The following is a 20,536-nucleotide window of genomic DNA, read 5'->3' on the forward strand; positions in this document are numbered from 1 at the left end:
AACTAATCTGCTCATTTAAGCTTTTGGTTGTAAAAACTACTTTTTAGCAGCTTTTTATACTGCCCATTTTAACTCCGCCCTTGACATTGATAGTCATACTATCGCTACCATCCCCCAGAAGGACTTTACCAGAGAGTTTGGAGCCGCTTTCCATAGTCAGATTGGCAGAAGCGCTCAGGTCTTCGATGGCAGTGCCTGATGCATCTGAAATATCAGCTCCGCTGTTGAGGGTAATGGTGACGGGATCATAGTAATAGGAATTAGTCTGGATGCCGTTGGTCGTGGTACCAGAACAGGTATAAGTTAGACCATCGCTGGTAACACATGCAGCAAAAGCTGCACTTGAAAAAATATTGAGTAGAAACGTAGATGTAATAATGCTTAAAGAAAATCTTTTGATTTGATATTTTGAAATCTCATTCATGTTGTTATCCTCCTACCCTTTCGGAAGTTTTTTCATTATAGTCATAAATTTTATGCATGGTTTTCCTCCTTCTTGTTCAAAAACTCATAATTCTATTAATTTAAAATACCATTGTATAGCCGATGTAGTTTTTATCAAAGATAATTTGTGAGGGGAGGAATGATAAAATGCGAATAGGAGATACATTAGTAGCGAGAGAAATATACATATATATTCTTTCATTTTTAAAAGATAATTATAATTTTGATGTTTCAGCGTTCAAAGTTGTACAGAAAGTAAATATAGAAGAGTTAGCGAGTATAAAAGACCCTATAATCGTTTCTTATATCACTGAATTGCTTGATGAAGCTATTGAAAAAATAGGCAGTTGTTCGTTATTATTTAAAGTAGCAAAATCGATTTTAGGCAGTGTAAATGATCTTGGGCTTCTAGGATATATCATGCGACATTCTTCAAATTTAAATGTTGCTCTTCATCATTTACGTCACTATTACCCTCTTCTTAGCCCAAAAATAAAACCAATTTTATGTGTTGAAGATGGTTTAATTAAACTAACTTTGATCGCAAAAAGAACTTTGCATCTTGAAAAATATAGAGCTGAAATAAATTTTGCAGTTTTATTAGACATTTTGAATCAAATCAGTGAAAAACCAATTGTACCTGTACGGGCTATATTTCAACATTCAAAACCTTTAGGATATGATCGAACATATAATGATATTTTTGGAGAAAAAATATTTTTTGATAGCACTGAAAATGCACTGTATTTCGATAAATCCCAATTAAATATGCCAACACGGTATGCTAATCCTTATTTTTTTCAACTTTTTTCAACAGAAGCTAATGTGGTTTTAGAATTTAGAAATTATAAAACCTTTAAAAAGAGAGTTTGTGGATTGATTTTTTTAAATATGGGAGAACTCGATGTCTCTTTAGAAAGTGTTGCTACAAAAATGGGAATGCACGCAAGAACGATTCAACAAAATCTTAAAAAAGAAGGTACTAGCTTTACTTTGTGTCTCAATGAAATTCGGCAAAAATTAGCGATACATTATTTACTTAAAGGATTTGATTCTGGAACAATCGCAACATATTTAGGATATGCTGAATTAAGTCCTTTTTTAGTAGCATTTAAAAAATGGTATGGTGTAACTCCTCGAACTTGGTTAGAACAGCAGAAAGCTTAATTTTTCAGTATGTGCCCTACTTTTTTAAGGTAATACACCGTTGCAAAGGGAATGAAAAAGTCTTTTACATGTAATGCATTGATGATGGCATCATCTTCTCCTATATAGACTTCAATATTTACGCCTCTTTCTTGTAAAGAGCGCAAATGTGCCTCATCCCACGTGTAGTGCAACAGCTCACTTAGCTCTTCGATGCTCCCTTTTTTGAAAAATGGTTGCATATCAAATGTGGAAGGATACGCACAATTTTGCATAAAATTTTGCGTATAAGCGTCACTATTTTTCGTAAAAGAGAGGGTTTGGAGTTTTTTAAATTTGGCATTTTTATCCCCAAAAAAGGCAGGAGAAAAGAGCTGAAGTGTGTCGATGCGCTCTTTACATGTAAAGGCATATTCAAACGCTTGAATCGCACCATAACTAAACCCTGCAACACAAAAGGCACTTTTAATCAGATAAGGCTCAAACAGAGCCTCCTCATTTTTAAAACAAAAACCACTAAAGAATCGCATCAATAATCGCCTTAAGACGTGTACGAGAAATGCTCTCTTGCTCATACAACTCTTGCGCAATTTTTTCCAGTGGAGCATTCATTCCTTCCAAAAAATGTTCCAATTCGGTATGGGCATTCTCTAAAATAAGCAAAATATCACTCTCATACGGAAGCAATTTTTCACCCATAGCATACTGTTCAACCATCTCTTTGGCGATTTGTGTCGCACGGTTGATATCTTCGGTGGCATTGGTGAATTTTTCATTGTATTTGAGTTTCATAGCCACCATACCCGCTAAATAGACTTTAATTTTACTTTGCATCTGCGTTTTAGACTCAATTTCTCTGTCCATATCTTTAATGCGGTCATTGACAATGCTGATTTTGTCAAACTCTATCTCAAACCAATAAGCACACAACGCTTTAGCGGCTTGATAATAGGCTTGAATTTTCTTCTCATCATCGGAAAAACTGAGCACTTTTTTCTTGCCCATCAAGACTTTTTGACGTACGGCAATAAAATCTTGAAGCTCAATGATCTCGGCATGACGGCGCAGAGCGTTAATCGCTGCTTCATTTACAAACGTCGCCAATGCCGCACCGCTAAACCCCACACTCATGGTAGCTAACGCTTCAACATCAACATCAGATGGTTTGTTCTTCAAATATGTTTTAAGGATTTCTAAACGGTCATTTTTATCGGGTAGCGAGATAAAAATACGTCTATCAAAACGTCCTGAACGTAGCAGTGCCTCATCAATAATATCTATTTTATTGGTCGCCGCAATAACAATCACCCCGCTACTGTCCTCAAAGCCGTCCATTTCGGTTAAAAGCTGATTGAGGGTGGCTTCCCTCTCATCGTTGCGTGTGCCACCTCGTGCACGTCCTACCGCATCAATTTCGTCAATGAAAATAATCGAAGGTGCATGCGCTTTGGCTTGTGAAAAAAGCTCTTTGACCCTCTTCGCACCCATACCCACATAAATCTGAACAAAAGTTGCTCCACTTTGGTAGAAAAAGGGTACACTCGCCTCCCCCGCAACAGCTTTGGCTATCATGGTTTTTCCTACGCCAGGAGGACCTACGAGTAAAACACCTTTAGGAAGCCTAATACCATAGCGTTTATAGACGGCTGGATTTTTGAGAAAATCCACCACTTCTTCTAGTTCTTCTTTCACGTCTTGAATCCCCGCAACATCTTTAAAACTCACCTGTGCTCGGACAGGACGTATGATGCTACTCATAAACGGATCATAGCTCGCAAGGGCTTTTTGGTTAGCTTCTTGCTCTTTTTGGAGCTCTTCTGCTCTTTTTTTACGCGCGAACAGAAGCAAAATAAATAAAAGTGAACCCATTACCCCCACTAGCATTAAATCTTCCATAATGGGATTACGTTTATGTACTTCGATGGGCACTTTTTTAAGCAACTCTGCCACATCAATTCCATCTTTGATGATGACATACTGCTCATGTGTGCTATACAAAACAACCTCATTCTCTTCTACGATTGCTTTTTTAATCGCCCCACTTTCTAAAAGTGCATGGTAAGTGGGTAAATCAATGATTGTTGAACCATTACGGACATACCCAAAAAGAAGCAAAATAATAAAAACACTCAACGCCATGAGCGAAAGCATGAGTTTTTGAGATTTAAAAATGGGCATAATTTGCCTCCTGCCTAATGTCATATGATTCAAGCTTGACCCACTCTTTTAGCAAATCACGTTCGCTTTGAATCATCACTTTATTATAGAATTGGTCGTAGCCAACAAAAAAATTCTCTTTGTACTCTTCCACTAAAACCTCTAAAGGTGTGGTGTGGTTTTTTTCACGGAACGCACGATTTTTACGCTCAATAAGTGCTTCAACTTGCTGATGCCTTATTTTGGCAATATCACCTTTGATTTCTGGCTTCATGGTACTTGAGGGTGTGCCATCTCGCTTAGAGTAGGTAAAAGCATGAATATGCGTCAGAGGAAAGCGCTCTAGGGTGCTATACGCCTCTTCCCAAATAGCCTCACTCTCTCCTGGATGTCCGGTAATAAAATCCGTTCCTAGAGCAAACCCTTTTTCGCCAAGCTCCATAAACAGCTCTAAATCACGCTTAACATTGTTGCGTCGTCGCATCAGTTGAAGCATCGCTTCAGAAGTATGCTGAAGAGCGATATGCAAATGACGTTCTAACCATGGCTCATTTAAAATTTCTCTAAAACTCTCATCAATTTGTACAGGCTCAATACTCCCTAAACGAATCCGCCTGACCCCTCGAATCGCACCTAAGCGTTGCACGAGTCTGCCTAAACTGCTCCCTTTATCTTTGCCATAACTTCCAATGTTAGTACCCGTAAGTACAAACTCACCATAGCCATTGAGCGCTAATTTTTCAACCTGCTCAATAATCTTCTGCTCATCTTGACTGCGTGCGTTACCCCTGACAAAGGGAATAATACAGTACGAACAGCGAAAATTACACCCCTCTTGAATCTTAATAAACGCTTTGGTTTTGCCTGTGTACTCATGCACAATCGTTTCATCGAGTGAAGTTAAATCACCGATTTGAAAAAAAGGAGTCGCATTGTGAAGCAAGGTGTTAATGGAGCGCTTCTCCGAGTGACCTAAGACGCCAAAAACTCTATTTTGAGCAAAAAGAGCCTCTCCTTTACTCATAGCGCCACACCCCGCTAAAACGACTTTTTTTCCCAGTTTGGATGCGTGATTAATGTAGCTTCTAACCCCTGTATCTGCGCCATTGGTGACCGTGCAGGAGTTCACCACGACAATATCTGCTTCTGCCTCATGCTCCGTGACTTCAAAATCTTTGAGATTTTCCATCATCACTTGTGTGTCGTAAATGTTGGTGCGACACCCAAACGTTTTAAAAAAGACTTTTTTCATCAGGACTCTTTGGAGCATCATGCATCATGTGCGGTTTTTCTTGACGTGCTAAATTAATATTGGTCGTATGATACGCAATGGTAATATCAGATTCTTTACGAAAGGCATCCACGATTTCACTGCTAATGGTACTGCGAAGCGTTAAGGTTGCATACGAATTGGTCATATACCAACTGCTAATACAAAATCCCTGTGGCTCAATAAAGGAAAAGATTCGAGGCTCAACATTGGTATTTTTAAGGCTGTATTGACTGCGAAGCAAATTGAGTTGTTTACGAGCGATGTCGGTATACCCTTTGGCATATTTTTTGGTAATTTCACGGGCGATGTGCACTGCTTTTTTATGGTTTGAATCAAAGGTAATAAAAATATCAATACCATCCCAAACCGTACGAATCGTTCCATGCGTATAATTCGAAATCAAACTGGTAAAAACATAATTATTAGGCACAAAAACAATTCGTCCCGCACGCCTATTTTCACGGTAAGTGCTGATGGTAACATCTTCTAAAAGTGTCATGCGAAGGAGTGAAATATCAATAATATCTCCGATATACAGTAAGCCATCTTTTTGCACTTTAATGCGGTCTCCTACATGAAAACTGCCACCAAAAACGATGACCATCCACCCTAAAATGCTCATAAACCAATCTTTCATCGCAATCGCAATACCCGCTGAGGCAAATCCTAGTACGGTCACCAGATAAGAAACATTTTCAATGTACGAGAAGAGCAAAATCAACACAATCAAAGTGACGTTGACAAAATTGATAATTTTATTGACCGTATAAAAACGGTCATTGTCGGTGATATAACGTTTTGCGGCAAACTTTAACAACAAAGAGACCACAATCACCACAATAATAAAAATACCAATATTAAACGCCCGTTTCATCTGCACAGTAATATCTTGCGTAATGCGTCCACTCGCCTCGTCCACTTTTTTTACATGTAAAGAGTAACTGGTATTGGCGATCTCCTGTGCCGTAATAAACGCATTGAGCTCTTTTTGCGCCTCATAAATCAAATCTTCATTGATAACAGAAGCTTCCATACGGTAAATTTCTTCAAGCAAACCTACTTTCTCTTTTAGTTTACCCACGAGCACACTTAATTGATCCAGCCTTGTTTTATACTCAAGGCTGTCTTGTTTGATTTTTTTGATATACGAAAGCGCTGAAATAATCGCAAAAGGATTGGTGACTTTTGGGTAACTCTCAAGCTCTAGTGGCTCAACCAGTGTTGAAAAAGGAGAGTTTTTGAACTCTTGCAAAAGTTCAATCTGCTGTTTGAGAGACTCTTGTTTACTCAGTAGTTTTTCATAACGCTCCAAAGAAGCTTTATCTTTACCATTTTTAAATTTTTTACTCTCATGCTCAACCGTTGAGAGTTCTTCAAGGAGTTTTTGATAGTTCAAATAACTCGCATACCGTTTAAACCAAATATTATCTTGAATAGACGCATCAATCGCTTCTATTTTTTGACGAAAAGAGTCCATTCTTATCGTCTCTTCTAGTTTATTGGTCGTATTGGTTTCCGCCAAAAGCAGATTACATGTAAAGAAAATAAGCCATAAAATTTTTTTAGGCATTGGCTTCCTTTAATGCTTCTAAAACAACTTCTTTAGGGATATTTCGGGATATTTCATATCCACCAATGCCCTGAGCTAAAATAAATTTAATCACCGCATGCTCACTTTTTTTGTCTAAGAAAAAGGCATCGTAAAATGCTTCTACATTTTCAATGCGATAGTGTGTTGGCAAATCGTAATGCTCTAAAAGTGTAACAATACGAAGCGCTTCATCGGCGTTTAAAAACGTTAATTTTTGGGCTAAAATATTTGCCATGACCATACCAATGGCCACTGCTTCTCCGTGTAAAAAGGTCGTGTAGTGTGTCTGGTTTTCAATGACATGCGCAAACGTATGCCCATAATTGAGTACGGCTCGTATCCCCTGCTCTGTTTCATCCAAAGCTACCACACGAGCTTTAATGGCAATACTCTTAGCAATCGCCTCTTTAAGATGTGCCTCATCCTCTAAATCATGCGTTTCTAGCCACTCAAAAAAAGCTTTATCAAAGGTGACTGCCATTTTAATCATTTCAGCAACCCCTGCTGAAAACTCTCTTTTAGGAAGGGTTTTTAAAAAAACACTCTCACAATAAACCGCCCGAGGTTGCCAAAAAGAGCCAATCAGGTTTTTGCCATAGCTGTTGTTAATGCCTGTTTTACCGCCAACACTCGCATCGACTTGAGAAAGCAGGGTCGTTGGAATCTGAATAAAATCAATGCCTCTTTGGTAAATGGAAGCCGCAAAACCTGTCATATCTCCAATCACACCGCCACCAAAGGCAATCAGAAGAGACTTTCTATCCAAACGATGCTCAAAACACGCATTTAAAATGAGGTTAAGACTCTGCATATTTTTATACTGCTCACCATCTGGTAAGATGACACTGTAAAGCTCTTTGGCTTCTATCTTTTTTTGAAGCGTCTCAAGGTGTAAAGAAGCAACCGTAGTATTGGTGACAATCAGCACTTTCGTATCAAAATGTAAGGTTTCTAATTGGTCGATATAAACACGATAATCTCGTGAAGCAGGTTGGTTTAAAATGACATCAACATACATGGCATATCCAAATTTTTTTGATTTTATTTTACTGAAAAAGCGCTTAATTATGCATTGACTGGAATGAATAATTGGTAGTTATCTGCCAATTTAAAGTGTAATTTTTCCATATTGGTTGAAAAAATGGAGAAGATATTGGACTCTAAAACCTTTTGATTAAACGGTAAAAATTGCAAAATGGTATCTTGGTTTTTCAGTTTAATGAGAGGATTTTTCTCACTTTGAATCACATCAACCTCTCGCCCAAAAATCTTTGAAAGATTGTCAAAATGCTCAATCAAACTGCTATCACTCTTCTCTTCATCGGGTGTATACGTATAGAGTTTTAGTTTTAAACCGAGTTGTGCTGAAACATCAAAAATCACGGAGGATTCTTGTTCAATATCATGTGCATCACTGTTGAGAACAACCCCTTCACTCAGTGCCAAAAAGCCCCTTTTCCCAATTTTAATGACAGGAAGTTTTGTTTTAAAAAGTGTTCGTTTATTGTTATGAAAAAACGCATTCATCACCACGATCAGCCCAATATCCATCCGCTCGGTATCTTCTTTGAGCACTTTTCGAGGATTGGTTTGAAAGTAGTCTATCATCACGTTAATATGGTGATTGTGATAGCTTTTAATCTTTTCAAATGTTTTTGAATAGGTCGGGTTGATAATCTTTACATGTAACTTGTTACTATTAAGTTTAGAGTGAAGCAATAAAGCATCGTTAATCAAAATATCAATCGCTTTTTCTTCCATCTCTAGCATATCCACTAAACAGTAAATACTGCTTCCAAAAGGCGATGGAAATTGCCCTTGTTCTCGTTTAATACTTCGAAAAACACTCTGTAACACATGCGGTTCACCAATCATCAAAAGCAGGTCATTAGGCAAAAGCATCAAGGCAGGTCTAGGCAATAAAAGCGTGTTAGAGCGATACACCGCAGCAATGCGCCATTTACTCTGCTCAATAGAGGCTAAATGACGATAAGCATACGAGCTTCCAACAGGAATGGAAACTTCCATAATTTCACCAATGCCTAGTCCAATATTTTGCGCCACAATAGGCATATTAGGCAGGTGGTCTTTAAAACGAGAGGCTAAAATATCACGAGAATTAACCAATAAAAGTCGTTTATCATCATTTTCCTCCAAATCCAAATCCCATCTATCCATCATCACAACACGCACTTTACTGTCTAAACGTCGAATATTTTTATAGGTACTTTTAGCATCAAGTTCATTGGAGAGAAGCAACATCACTTGAAAGAATTGTTCATTTAAAACAACAGAAAGCTTATCAAAACTCGTAGGGTCAAACTCAAAAAATTTAAAATTTTCAGGACGTTTTTTCGGGAGGGTCTCTTCTTTATACGTTATAATCGTATAACTGTTCTCACCCGCTTCGCTCTCCATAACTTTTTCTAAAAATTGTTTTGCTAGAATGCCATCAGCGATGATTAATATTTTTTTCATAACTCAAACTCCCTCTTAATAAAAAAGGATATTGTAACAAAAATGGAATTTCAGATAGATAAAATAGACGGCGATGCCCGTGCCTGCACGATAAAAACAGCACACAGTACGATTCAAACCCCTGTCTTTATGCCCGTAGGAACTGTTGGTAGCGTCAAAAGTTTGGATGCTTTTGATATGAGCGAAATGTTAGGGGCTAAGATTATTTTAGGCAATACCTATCATCTCTATTTACGCCCCAACGATGAAGTCGTAAAACACTTTGGTGGTTTGCACGGATTTACCAAATTTCCCAATAGTTTTTTAACGGATAGTGGTGGCTTTCAAGCGTTTAGCCTTAGTGATATCTCCAAAGCAGATAAAGATGGCATTATGTTTAAAAGCCATATTGATGGCTCAACCCACTATTTTACCCCTGAGAAAGTACTGGACATTCAGTACAATCTAAACTCCGATATTATGATGATTTTAGATGATTTGGTGGCACTTCCTGCAACCAAAGAGCGTGTCGCACTCTCTATCGAGCGAACAACAAATTGGGCAAAGCGTGCGATTAGCTATCATCAAAAACGCCAAAGTGAAGGCGTGGGTCTTCATCAAAATATTTTTGCCATTATTCAAGGAGGAACCGATAAAGAGTTTCGCCGTATCAGCGCTCAAGAGCTCTGTGCTTTACCCTTTGATGGCTTTGCGATTGGGGGTCTTAGTGTCGGGGAAAGCAATGCGTTGATGTATGAAACAGTTGAGTTTGTCACACCTTTGATGCCTAAAGAGAAACCACGCTACCTTATGGGTGTGGGAACACCTGAAGATTTAGTCGAAAATGTCGAACGAGGGGTGGATATGTTTGATTGTGTGATGCCCACGCGTAACGCACGCAATGGAACACTCTTTACCTCCTTTGGGAAGATGAGCATTAAAAATGCAAAATTTGCACGGGATGAGAGTGCTATTGACCCTGAGTGTGACTGTTTTACATGTAAACACTATTCAAGGGGCTATTTGCACCATCTTTTCCGAGCCAAAGAGCTGACCTATTTTCGATTGGCTTCGATTCACAATTTGCATTATTATCTCACGTTGATGAAGCAGATGCGAGAAGCTATTTTAAAGGGTGAATTTCAAACCTTTAAAGCTGAGTTTTACAGGAAACGAGGCAAATAATGCGTTACAAAGTCGATGAAAAAGAGAGTTTTGAGCAGAGTTTACTCTTTTGGCTCAATCGTTTTATCAAATCCAAACTTACCTCTCTTTCCAATCGACACGTGGTTGAAAATGCCAAGCTCTCAAAAATTATTGGCACACTCAATCAAGGATGCACTTCTATGCAAGCCTTGAAAGATCTCTCCAAAGAGGCTCGAAATATCGGTCTCATTGGTATTAACCTTTTTATCAACCCTTTGGAAAAGTTTTACACGTATGTCGTTCCGCTCCAGCTACACTCGCTCAAAGAGATCGATGAAGAACTTTTAAGTGAGTTTTTAGCCTCGCAAACCGGCTCCCTCTCCGATGCGACTAAAAAGAATTACCGCATTGCCCTGCTCTCATTTTTTAAGTTTCTAGATAAACAAAATGAGGATGAAAAAGGCACTACGTACCAATTTCGTATTGAGCTTAAAAATTGGGGAGGACTCGGTGGAAGAAGGGGTGAAAAATTACCTGCGCATATGTATAAAGAGGAGATTACTCGCTTCTTAAAAGCCATTGAGGAAACAGAATTTAAACCTTACGCTCAAGCTAAAAACCGCTTATTAATTAAGATGATTTTATACACAGGGATGCGTGTCAGCGAGGCATTAGGTTTAAAGATAAAAGATATGGTCAAAGAGGAGAATTACCTCATATGCCACATTCGAGGAAAAGGGAACAAACCACGTACCGCCATGATTAAGTACGAAACGATTGAAGCGGACTTGCAGGAGTGGATGGAGTATCGAAGCAGTGATTCTGCGCTGTTGTTTCAAAGCCGAACAGGAAAGCCTCTCACCCAAGCGTATGTCAGTTACGTGATGGATAAAATGCTCTTTCACGCAGGAATTCGAAAGGAAAAAAACGGTGCGCATATGTTACGACACACCTTTGCAACGTTGTTATATCAAAAAAACAGAGACCTTATTTTGGTGCAAGAAGCACTCGGACATGCCGATTTAAATACGTCACGCATTTATACCCATTTTGATAAAGAACGTCTTAAAATCGCAGCAGATACACTGGATGGAATGTAGCATGAGTCCTATACAAGAAAATCTCAATCGTTTTCATCTCTTAGACCTTAAAAATCCTACACATCCTTCTATTTTTGTTCAAGAAGGTGCTTATGATATGCTTATTGTAGCGCTTCCTACCAAAGAGAAGGAATTGAGGATTCATTCGTATGCTTTTGTTTTTGAGGGAAGTCGTTATTACTACTTTGACAAAGCAAACCATACCTTTGAACTCTTTGAAACTTTGCATAAGGTCTATGACATTTTAAATGAAAAAACCAATGAAACAATGAAAATTGTTGCCAATATCCATGAGAGTATTGATTGGATGGAAGAGAGACTCTACAATACAGCCCCCTTTAACGCCTTTATACGTGATTGGTTGGGGCACAAAAAAGATTTAGCCCGTTTGCAACGTTTATTGGCTTTGGGTGCAGAAACGATTGAAGCATTCATTGAGCGGTACGAAGAGCGTGAAGATTTTTTAATGATTCATTTTAAAGATATTCATGAACATTTGGAGCGAACGCATCGTTCTGTCTTATTAGCAGGTGAAAAACTCAACAACCTTTACACCTTTTATACCAGCCGAAATAATGAAAAAATGAATCGTACTATTTATCTTTTAACGATTCTCTCTGGTATTTTTCTACCTCTAAATCTTATTGTAGGTTATTTTGGTATCAACACACAAGGACTTCCCCTCAGTGAGTTTCCAAAAGGCTCTTTAATCGTCGCAGAAATAATGCTAGGGTGTCTTATGTTTACCATAACCCTTTTTCTCTTTTTACGTAAAAGGTTCTAATAGCGTTTTTGCAGAACTCTTGGTACATTTCCTTCTTAGAAAATGAGTTCTGTAAGAAAGCTAATCTTTTCGATGCTTTTTGGGATAGTCAAAAAAGAGAATATGCCCACTCTCTTCTCCTATCTCTTGAAAATGTTCAGCCTCAAAGGCAATACAGACAATCGCACACGTTGGAATATTACTTAAAATAGCCCCGCTTAAACGCTCCGCCACTTCAGTAATCGTAGGATTATGTCCTACAATAAAGACAGAATCACACGTATCTTCTATCTGGTGTATCACATCCAAATAGGTTTCATAACTTCCTTCGTACAAAGCTTCATGGAGCTGAATATCTTTCTTATCATAACCAATAATCTCTGCTAAAGCTTTAGCTGTTTTAAGCGCTCGTTTTGCAGGACTGGAGTAAATCGTGTTGGGTAGAACATCAAACGATTTAAGTCGTCTTCCCATTAAACGCAAATCTGCCTTACCTCGTGCATTTAAAGGACGTAAAAAATCATCAAGTGTTTCATCACTCCAACTGGATTTTGCGTGTCTAATAAAGTAAATTTTTTTCATTTTAACCCTTTCAAAACACGAGTCTTAATAGACAAAATTCTTTTGTACCCATTGACGTACTAAACGTCTGTTAACGGCAAAAAAAGGCAACTCGGTTTTTAAAAAAATCTCTAATTTCTTCAGCGAATATTCATCCAAATGCAAATCTTCACCAATTTGATTGAGCATCATAAGCATCTCTGGTAAAGAGTTTGCATCAAACGCCTCATGACCTTCTTCTTCAAAATAACGCTCTGCATCAAACTGTTTCATATCTTTTTCATAATCGAGTTGTAAAAAATCTTCTGTAATATTTAAATACATCCACTAAACCTTTTTAACGTTGATAATTGAGGCGATACCCTATACCGCCTTGATTTTCGATGGTATCTTCAGGGAGTTTTTTACGTAAGCGTTTCACTAAAGCACGAATATTCTCTGTGGTGGTTAATTCTCCACCCCAAACATACTGCTCTATACGCTCAAAAGAGATATTTTTATCTAAATTTTTAGCAAAAAGATTGAGAAGTAAAATCTCTTTTTTAGCCAATTTAATCTCTTCACCCTCCCCATCAACTAATTTCTCTTGTTCAATCGAATAGGTAAATCCTTCAAACAAATGAATCAAACTCATTTTGGGTTTGCATAACTTTTCAATTTTCATCTCTAATTCGTACATGTAAAAAGGTTTTTTCAAGTATTCGTCGCACCCTTTGCAATACGCCTCTTGAATCGTTTCAAGCTCCACATTCGCACTAATGATAATCGCAGGAGTCGCATTATCCATACTACGAATCTCTTTTAAAAGGGTTAATCCATCCATGCCAGGAACATTAATATCTAGAATAAAACAATCGTATCCGTTGTCAATCGCTTCCAGTGCTTTTTTCCCATCGTCAAAAAGATCTACATGGTATTTCTTCTGCTCTAATGCTTCAACCACAAGATTGGCTAAACGTTCGTTATCTTCTAGTATCAATATTTTCATGCATCTCCTTTGGCTTTTTTAACCGTAATACAAATTTGCGCACCATTTTCTCTCTGTTTAGCGATAATTTTTCCGCCCATTTTATCTTCAATAATCAAACGAGCCATATACAAGCCAAATCCATCACCATTTGCTTTGGTACTCACAAAAGGATCAAAAATACTCTCTAAATTCTTCTTCTCAATGCCACATCCATCATCACTGATATCCAAATAGATGTAATGCTCGTCACTTTTAATTTCAATCTCTATCATACCTTCTGTTGGCTTTGTCTCTCTTTTTTTTATAATACTATCTTTTGCATTATTAATGATGTTTAAAACACACTGTTTAAATTCATTAGGATACCCAAACGCTAAAAGCGCTTCGTGCTCTTTTTGAAGAATCGAAAGGGTGATATAGTTGTATTTTACACTGTGATTTAGAACATTTAACAGCGCATCAACCGCCTCACGCACATTAAAAAGTGTCTTTTTCGTAGAAGGTTTGATGAATTGCCTAAAATCGTCAATGGTGTTAGACATGTATTTCACTTGCGTCATAATATCATCCACAAATTTTTGCGTATCTTCTTCATCTAAGACTTTTTTACGTCGTTTATAAATAAGTTCCTGAGCAATGGCTGAGATTTCAACCAAAGGCGTTTTCCACTGATGTGCGATACTAGCTATCATCTCTCCCACTTCAGACTGTTTGGAACGCTGAATCACAAATTGTTCGTGACGCTTTCGCTCCGTGTCAATACGTTTTTTCTCTGTAATATCCGTCAAAATCGTAACAACACCCGCTTCGTGATTTTTTTCATCGGTATAATACGTTCTTCTTGCTGAAAAGATTTTTTTCTCTTTATAAGGAATTTCCATTTCAATTTCAGCACTTTCTGGACTATCTAAGGGTACTTCTTGAATTCTATCGCAGATATCTGGCATAATCTCTTTAACATGCTTTCCAATAATATCAAAACGATCACGCTGTAAAATTTCACATAAAAGATCATTACATCCGAGTATTTTTCCGTCATTTGCTTTCCAAAAAATAGCACTTTGGATGTTATTTAAAAGCACATGGTCTAATTTATTTTGACGTAAAAGCTCCTTTTCAAGAGAAATCCGTTTGATGACATTTAAAATCAAAATAGTTGTCAATAGCAGCAAAAGAGGCATTAAGGCAAAAGCATTCTCCACAAATTTTTGATGCTTTTCATAAAAACTCTCCACCCCATTAATCACCTCCGAGGGAGAAGGAACATCACTTAAAGGAATACCAAATTTACGTAGGACATGATTATCAAAGGCATAGGTACCCACAGGAATATCAACAGGCAAAGTACGAATCGCTCGTCCTTGAATCAACGCAAACGCTTTTTTAACCGCCATCGAACCTTGTTCATAAGGGTTGACCACAAACCCACCAATAATACCTTCATTAAGATGTATGTGATTTAACGCAAAAACAGGAAATTTGGAGCGTTGAAAAAATTCTTGAAGTTTGTGATAGGGAACATAACTCCCATACATATCACGGTAAAAACTGGTAAACAAAATAACACTCTGTTTAGGAAGTTTGTTAATTTTTTCATCAATCGCATTAAAATCAATCTGATTATCGAACACCACTCTAAACTTATCTTTAAAAAAATTGGACTCCTCAATAATCTGATCTTTAATCACCAACGAAGAGTATGCATCATCACTGATAATATAAACCATTTTTGTTGCAGGAAAAAGCTGATAAATCAGTTCTAAATTTTTACGAATATCTTTATATTCCACCACACCTGTAAAATAAGGTTTATGATAAGGTGTGATATCTTTAGGATTAAAATTTTCCACCCCACAAAAAATCACAGGGGTATCCACAAAAAGTTCTTGGTGATACTTAAGTGCGAATTCATACGCATAATTATCTGCGGCAATAATCGCTTTATAGCGACGCTGAGAAAATTTCTTTCGATATAAAATCAGCAATTCCTCAAGATAGTTTTCAGATTCTATCTTCTTGCTATCCATATATTCAGTCGTCAGCTCAAATTGAGGATGTTTTTTCATCTCATCTTCAACACCTTTAGAGATACCATCACTCCATTTCAATCCTTTATTATACGAATGAAGCAATAAAATCTCATTGGCATGAAGGAATGAAGTATAAAAAAATAAAACAATTACAATTTTTAATAAATTCATAAGATTCCAGACACTTTTTTTTGTAATTCTAGCAAAAAAGTCTCATTTATATCTCTTTTCTCGCCCTATAATTACACCAGTCTTAATATTTTGAGATGTTGAGTTCAAATTTATTATGGAGGTTTCGCGATGTCGAAAAAAGCAATATCAATGCTGATTCCAGTGTTGGTGACGTTAGTCGTTTGGTTTATCCCTGCGCCTGAGGGATTGAGTGCAAATGCATGGCATTTTATGGCAATCTTTTTAGGAGTTGTTGTCGGTCTTGTTATTGAGCCTGTTCCTGCAGCACTCGTAGGTTTAGTAGGTGTGTGTTTGGTTGCCCTTTTAGGCATTATTGACCCAAAACCTGCTGAGGGTGTTAAATGGGCGCTTTCTGGTTTTTCTAACTCTATTATTTGGTTAATTTTTGCGGCATTTATGTTTGCAGCAGGGTACCAAAAAACAGGGCTTGGTAAAAGAATTTCTCTTATCATGGTTAAATTCATGGGAAAAAGCTCACTAGGTCTTGGTTATGCGGTTGCGTTTGCTGACCTTCTTCTTGCACCGTTTATGCCTTCAAATACCGCAAGAAGTGGTGGTACTATCTTTCCTATCGCGATTAATATTCCACAAATTTTCAACTCTCTTCCAGATAATGAACCACGTAAACTGGGTGCATACATTTCATGGGTAGCGATGGCTGCAACATGTGTGACAAGTTCTATGTTCCTAACAGGACTTGCTCCAAACTTATTGGCGGTAAACATCATTGAAAAAAGTGCCAAAGTAACCATTGAATGGGGTGCATGGGCTAGTATTATGGTTCCATTAATGTTACCACTTTTCTTATTGGTACCGTTGTTAGCCTACCTGATTTTCCCACCAACTCAAAAACAATCTCCTGAAGCACCTATCTGGGCAGCGGGCGAATTGAAAAAAATGGGTTCAATCAGTTTCAAAGAAATTATGATGCTTTTCTTTGCGGTTCTTGCACTTGTTCTTTGGATTTTTGGTAAAGAGTTAGGTGTTAACGCAACAATGGCTGCGATTTCTATCGTCTCTTTAATGGTTCTTTGTAATGTTATCTCTTGGGATGATATTATCGGAAACAAAGGCGCATGGAACGTTTTAGTATGGTTTGCTACCTTGGTTGCACTTGCAAGTGGTTTGGCAAAAGTAGGAATCTTAAAATGGATTGGTACTTTAGCAGAAGCTTCACTCTCAGGTCTTAGCCCAACCGCATTGGTTGTTGCGATGTTAATTGTGTTCTTTATCCTTCACTATTTCTTCGCAAGTGTCACTGCACACGTTTCAGCATTGTTACCAGTTTTCATCGTTATAGCAATGAAATTTGTTGCACCTGAGCAAATCCCAACGTTTATGATTTTATTATCAGGAACACTTGGTATCATGGGTATCATTACTCCATACGGTACAGGTCCTTCACCAATTTGGTACGGTGCTGGATATATTTCTCAAGCACGTTGGTGGGCACTAGGCGCTATCTTTGGAGCGATTTTCCTTGCGGTCTTACTTGTTGGAGCCTTCGTTTTTATGTAATCGTTAAAGGTACATCCCCATCGTGGGATGTACACTTCTAAAAATCTTTACATGTAAAGATTTTTAGAGGTGCTCTCCTTTTAAATGTAAACTCAACAAAGCACCTCTACACCTAGTACTATGTGTGACCAAAACCAACTTTTTCGGAGAGGAAAATGAGAGAAATCAAGTACGAAGACATCGTCAAGAGTGTAAAGGACATGATCCTTTATAGTGCAACGAATTTGCCAAAAGATGCGTATAAAGCAATACAAGATGCATATGACAAAGAGAAAAGTGAAGTATGCAAATCTGTATTGAAACAAATTTTGGAAAATGCGGATATTGCTAAAAATGAAGCAAGACCTTTGTGTCAAGATACAGGCTTGGCGGTTTTCTTTGTGAAAGTCGGAGAGGATGTAAAAGTTGTTGGTGGAAGCCTTAAAAAAGCAATCAACGAGGGAACTGAACTTGGGTACAAAGAGGGTTACTTAAGAGCATCTACCTGTCATTGGGATACCCGTGCAAATCTTAAAGATGAAGTGGGTTATAACTTACCAGCTATCATTCACTTTGACATTGTAGAAGGTGATAAAATTGAAATCGAATACGCTGCAAAAGGTGGCGGAAGTGAAAACGTTTCCCGTGCGACAGTATTCCCACCTGCAAAAGGTAGAAAAGGCATTATCGAATACGTCAAACAAGTGATTTCAGATGCAGGTCCAAATCCATGTCCTCCATTAACGGTTGGTGTTGGAATCGGTGGAACATTTGAAAAAGCCGTTATCTCTTCTAAACATGCACTTTTTAGAGACCTTGGCAGTAAAAACCCAGATCCAGTCCTTCAAGGTATGGAAGATGAATTAATGGTTCTTCTCAATAATTTAGGTATCGGTGCAATGGGTATGGGAGGTACACAAACGGTTCTTGGTGTTCACATTGAGAAAAATCCTTGCCATATCGCAAGTTTGCCCGTCAGTGTTAACGTACAATGCCACAGCTCACGTCACATGCACATTACGCTATAAGGAGAATTATTATGAGCAAAACTTACCATTTAACAGCACCACTTAGCGAAGCAGACGTTGTACAACTAAAAGCAGGTGATATTGTCTATTTAACAGGTGTTGTGTATACCGCACGTGACGCCGCACATAAAAAATTGGTTGACCTTTTAGATGAAGGTAAAGAGTTACCCTTTGATATGAAAGGAGCGGTTATTTACTTTGTTGGACCAACACCTCCAAAGCCAGGTGACCCAATCGGTAGTGCGGGACCAACAACATCGTACAGAATGGACTCTTACTCTCCTCGTTTAATTAACGAGCAAGGTCTTAGAGGGATGATTGGAAAAGGCAAACGTAATCAAGAAGTCATTGATGCGTGTGTCAAATCTAAAGCGATTTATTTTGGTGCAACAGGAGGCGCAGGTGCTCTACTTGCTCGTCAAATCAAAAGCGCTGAAGTCATTGCTTACCCAGAATTAGGACCAGAAGCAATTCGTAGACTTGAAGTGGTTGATTTTCCATTGACCGTTATCAACGATACCTATGGTGCAGACCTTTATAAAATTGGTCGTGCACAATACGAAGTATTTGAATAAATCATTTCCCTATCGTTGGCTTTTTGCAAAGCTTATTTTGTAAGAAGCCAACAGGGGTATTCTGCTAAGGAAAACCCCTGTGTTGAGTATGTCAAGAATTTTATGAAAACTCTTGATAATTACCCCATAAGAATGACTCTCTTTTGGGTGTTTCTTTAAAATCACCTTTTTTCTTTTCTCTCTCTTCCTTCTTTTCTGAGTGATAGAGAAAAAAAATAATCGGTGATAAAATATTAAATATTTTATATCAAATAAGTCTCCTCTAAAAACTTTAAGAGACTTATCTATGTAAGGTGTATGGGTAAGAAAAATGTCTATCTAAAAATCGGTGATAAAGGATAATGTATGAACGTAACGGTTGGTTATGGAAAAGATGAAACGTTTGAATTAGAGATTGATGATAAACACTTAATAGGTGTATATAACCCCAACAGTGTCCCCAAAATAGACTATAACAACGCCATTGATGAAGCACTCGCACATCCTTTGGGCAAAGAGAGTTTTGATCATTTTATTGAGACAAACGAGCGCATTGTATTTATTGTCAATGACGGTACACGCCCTACTCCTACACGAAAAGTACTCGCACGTATCTATCCTAAGATTAAAGAAAAGGATATCTACTTTATCGTGGCTACGGGATGCCATCGAGCACCCACGGAGGAAGAGTGGCATTTTATTTTAGGTCAAGAAATTTATGAAGATTTACATGTAAAGAATCGTTTATGGAGTCACGACTCTAGGAACGATTCGATGGTATATCTTGGAACATCGAGTAATGGAACAGAAATGTACCTTAATAAAATCGTAGCTGAGGCAAAAAAAGTGTGTGCGATTGGTTCGGTTGAACCGCACTACTTTGCAGGATACACCGGTGGAAGAAAAGCTTTTTTACCAGGGGTTGCGGCATACGATACTATCACGCAAAATCACCTCTTAGCCCTCCACCCTGACGCACAAGCACTCCGTCTTAAAGGCAATCCTGTCCATGAAGATATGATGGATGCCATGGGTGTGCTGAAACATATTGATATTTTTGCGATTATGACGGTTTTGGATAGTGACCATGACATCTGTGCGGTCAGTGCGGGTGATTTGAGTGATTCTTTTTATGCAGCTATTGATAAAGCCGATGAGGTTTTTTGTATCACGATTCCTCAAAAAGCAGATATTGTTATCTCTGTTGCACCTTATCCGATGGACATTGACTTGTACCAATCTCAAAAAGCCTTGGACAACGGAAAATTAGCCCTCAAAGAGAATGGCATTTTGATTATGGTGGCAAAGTGTCGAACGGGCATTGGCGAGGAAGGCTTCTTTAAGTTGATGAGCTCAGCCCCCTCAGCACAAGCTGTTCTTGATAAAATCAAATGTGGCTATAAGCTTGGCTATCACAAAGCCGCAAAAATGGCAGAAATCAACCTTTGGGCACAAAGCTGGGCGGTGAGTGAGCTCAGTGATGAGGAGATGAAAGCGGTGCATTTAAAACCGTATCATGATTTACACGATGCCTTAGCGGATGCAATAAAAGAAAAAGGTGAAAACGCACGTATTATTGTGCTTCCTTTTGGTTCTATTACCGTACCTAAAGTGGTTCAATAAGGAT

At 38.1% G+C, this 20,536-nt stretch carries 19 protein-coding genes; 8 read left to right on the forward strand and 11 right to left on the reverse strand.

What is annotated here, in order from left to right; all coding sequences use genetic code 11:
• Nucleotides 1–43: 43 nt before the first annotated feature.
• Nucleotides 44–424 carry a hypothetical protein gene (locus SDEL_RS06380; protein ID WP_012857031.1) on the reverse strand — a complete coding sequence of 127 codons (381 nt, stop codon included), beginning with the start codon at nt 422–424 and terminating at the stop codon, nt 44–46.
• 167 nt (nt 425–591) lie between these two features.
• Here SDEL_RS06380 and SDEL_RS06385 point away from each other — a divergent pair, with 167 nt between their 5' ends.
• Nucleotides 592–1,611 (forward strand): AraC family transcriptional regulator, encoded by a 1,020-nt coding sequence (locus tag SDEL_RS06385; RefSeq protein ID WP_012857032.1) that lies wholly within the window; start codon nt 592–594, stop codon nt 1,609–1,611.
• Here SDEL_RS06385 and bioV read toward each other — a convergent pair.
• From bioV to SDEL_RS06415, 6 genes are read right to left on the reverse strand one after another with little or no spacing between them, the layout of a single operon-like run.
• The gene (gene bioV / locus SDEL_RS06390; RefSeq protein WP_012857033.1) at nt 1,608–2,120 is read right to left on the reverse strand and encodes a pimelyl-ACP methyl ester esterase BioV; all 513 of its coding nucleotides are present in this window, start codon (nt 2,118–2,120) and stop codon (nt 1,608–1,610) included. The two genes, SDEL_RS06385 and bioV, sit on opposite strands and share 4 nt — an antisense overlap.
• Entirely contained in the window at nt 2,107–3,768 is a 1,662-nt protein-coding gene (locus SDEL_RS06395) for an AAA family ATPase (RefSeq protein ID WP_012857034.1), read from the reverse strand. The genes bioV and SDEL_RS06395 overlap by 14 nt, the downstream gene beginning before the upstream one ends.
• Nucleotides 3,755–4,999, reverse strand: a complete 1,245-nt coding sequence (gene mtaB / locus SDEL_RS06400; protein WP_012857035.1) for a tRNA (N(6)-L-threonylcarbamoyladenosine(37)-C(2))-methylthiotransferase MtaB — start codon at nt 4,997–4,999, stop codon at nt 3,755–3,757. Before mtaB ends, SDEL_RS06395 begins: the two co-directional genes overlap by 14 nt.
• Complete coding sequence (locus SDEL_RS06405) at nt 4,980–6,590, reverse strand: mechanosensitive ion channel domain-containing protein (protein WP_012857036.1); 1,611 nt, start codon at nt 6,588–6,590, stop codon at nt 4,980–4,982. The genes mtaB and SDEL_RS06405 overlap by 20 nt, the downstream gene beginning before the upstream one ends.
• A complete protein-coding gene (gene aroB / locus SDEL_RS06410; protein ID WP_012857037.1) occupies nt 6,583–7,629 on the reverse strand; it encodes a 3-dehydroquinate synthase in 1,047 nt (348 codons plus the stop codon). The genes SDEL_RS06405 and aroB overlap by 8 nt, the downstream gene beginning before the upstream one ends.
• A gap of 47 nt (nt 7,630–7,676) precedes the next feature.
• The gene (locus SDEL_RS06415; RefSeq protein ID WP_012857038.1) at nt 7,677–9,089 is read right to left on the reverse strand and encodes a COG3400 family protein; all 1,413 of its coding nucleotides are present in this window, start codon (nt 9,087–9,089) and stop codon (nt 7,677–7,679) included.
• Between the two features lie 42 nt (nt 9,090–9,131).
• Here SDEL_RS06415 and tgt point away from each other — a divergent pair, with 42 nt between their 5' ends.
• From tgt to SDEL_RS06430, 3 genes are read left to right on the forward strand one after another with little or no spacing between them, the layout of a single operon-like run.
• Nucleotides 9,132–10,253: a tRNA guanosine(34) transglycosylase Tgt gene (tgt, locus tag SDEL_RS06420; RefSeq protein ID WP_012857039.1), complete on the forward strand. Its 1,122-nt coding sequence runs from the start codon at nt 9,132–9,134 to the stop codon at nt 10,251–10,253.
• Complete coding sequence (locus tag SDEL_RS06425; RefSeq protein ID WP_012857040.1) at nt 10,253–11,314, forward strand: tyrosine-type recombinase/integrase; 1,062 nt, start codon at nt 10,253–10,255, stop codon at nt 11,312–11,314. Before tgt ends, SDEL_RS06425 begins: the two co-directional genes overlap by 1 nt.
• Nucleotide 11,315: 1 nt before the next feature.
• A complete protein-coding gene (locus SDEL_RS06430; RefSeq protein WP_012857041.1) occupies nt 11,316–12,098 on the forward strand; it encodes a CorA family divalent cation transporter in 783 nt (260 codons plus the stop codon).
• A 60-nt stretch (nt 12,099–12,158) separates the two neighbouring features.
• Here SDEL_RS06430 and SDEL_RS06435 read toward each other — a convergent pair whose 3' ends face one another.
• Genes SDEL_RS06435 through SDEL_RS06450 form a run of 4 tightly spaced genes read right to left on the reverse strand, consistent with a single transcriptional unit; the run spans nt 12,159 to nt 15,809 of the window.
• Nucleotides 12,159–12,659 carry a SixA phosphatase family protein gene (locus tag SDEL_RS06435; protein ID WP_012857042.1) on the reverse strand — a complete coding sequence of 167 codons (501 nt, stop codon included), beginning with the start codon at nt 12,657–12,659 and terminating at the stop codon, nt 12,159–12,161.
• Nucleotides 12,660–12,683: 24 nt separating this feature from the next.
• Entirely contained in the window at nt 12,684–12,962 is a 279-nt protein-coding gene (locus tag SDEL_RS06440) for a hypothetical protein (RefSeq protein WP_012857043.1), read from the reverse strand.
• Nucleotides 12,963–12,975: 13 nt separating this feature from the next.
• Nucleotides 12,976–13,626, reverse strand: a complete 651-nt coding sequence (locus tag SDEL_RS06445) for a response regulator transcription factor (protein ID WP_012857044.1) — start codon at nt 13,624–13,626, stop codon at nt 12,976–12,978.
• Nucleotides 13,623–15,809 carry a sensor histidine kinase gene (locus SDEL_RS06450; protein ID WP_012857045.1) on the reverse strand — a complete coding sequence of 729 codons (2,187 nt, stop codon included), beginning with the start codon at nt 15,807–15,809 and terminating at the stop codon, nt 13,623–13,625. Before SDEL_RS06450 ends, SDEL_RS06445 begins: the two co-directional genes overlap by 4 nt.
• 129 nt (nt 15,810–15,938) lie before the next feature.
• Here SDEL_RS06450 and SDEL_RS06455 point away from each other — a divergent pair, with 129 nt between their 5' ends.
• The 4 genes from SDEL_RS06455 (at nt 15,939) to SDEL_RS06470 (ending at nt 20,532) form a co-directional block, all read left to right on the forward strand.
• Nucleotides 15,939–17,348 carry a DASS family sodium-coupled anion symporter gene (locus SDEL_RS06455; RefSeq protein ID WP_012857046.1) on the forward strand — a complete coding sequence of 470 codons (1,410 nt, stop codon included), beginning with the start codon at nt 15,939–15,941 and terminating at the stop codon, nt 17,346–17,348.
• Between the two features lie 155 nt (nt 17,349–17,503).
• Complete coding sequence (locus SDEL_RS06460) at nt 17,504–18,355, forward strand: fumarate hydratase (protein WP_012857047.1); 852 nt, start codon at nt 17,504–17,506, stop codon at nt 18,353–18,355.
• A gap of 11 nt (nt 18,356–18,366) precedes the next feature.
• Nucleotides 18,367–18,930, forward strand: a complete 564-nt coding sequence (locus tag SDEL_RS06465) for a Fe-S-containing hydro-lyase (RefSeq protein ID WP_012857048.1) — start codon at nt 18,367–18,369, stop codon at nt 18,928–18,930.
• 345 nt (nt 18,931–19,275) lie between these two features.
• The gene (locus SDEL_RS06470) at nt 19,276–20,532 is read left to right on the forward strand and encodes a lactate racemase domain-containing protein (protein WP_012857049.1); all 1,257 of its coding nucleotides are present in this window, start codon (nt 19,276–19,278) and stop codon (nt 20,530–20,532) included.
• The last annotated feature ends 4 nt before the right edge of the window (nt 20,533–20,536 follow it).

This window comes from Sulfurospirillum deleyianum DSM 6946 (genome assembly GCF_000024885.1).
Lineage (GTDB): Bacteria > Campylobacterota > Campylobacteria > Campylobacterales > Sulfurospirillaceae > Sulfurospirillum > Sulfurospirillum deleyianum.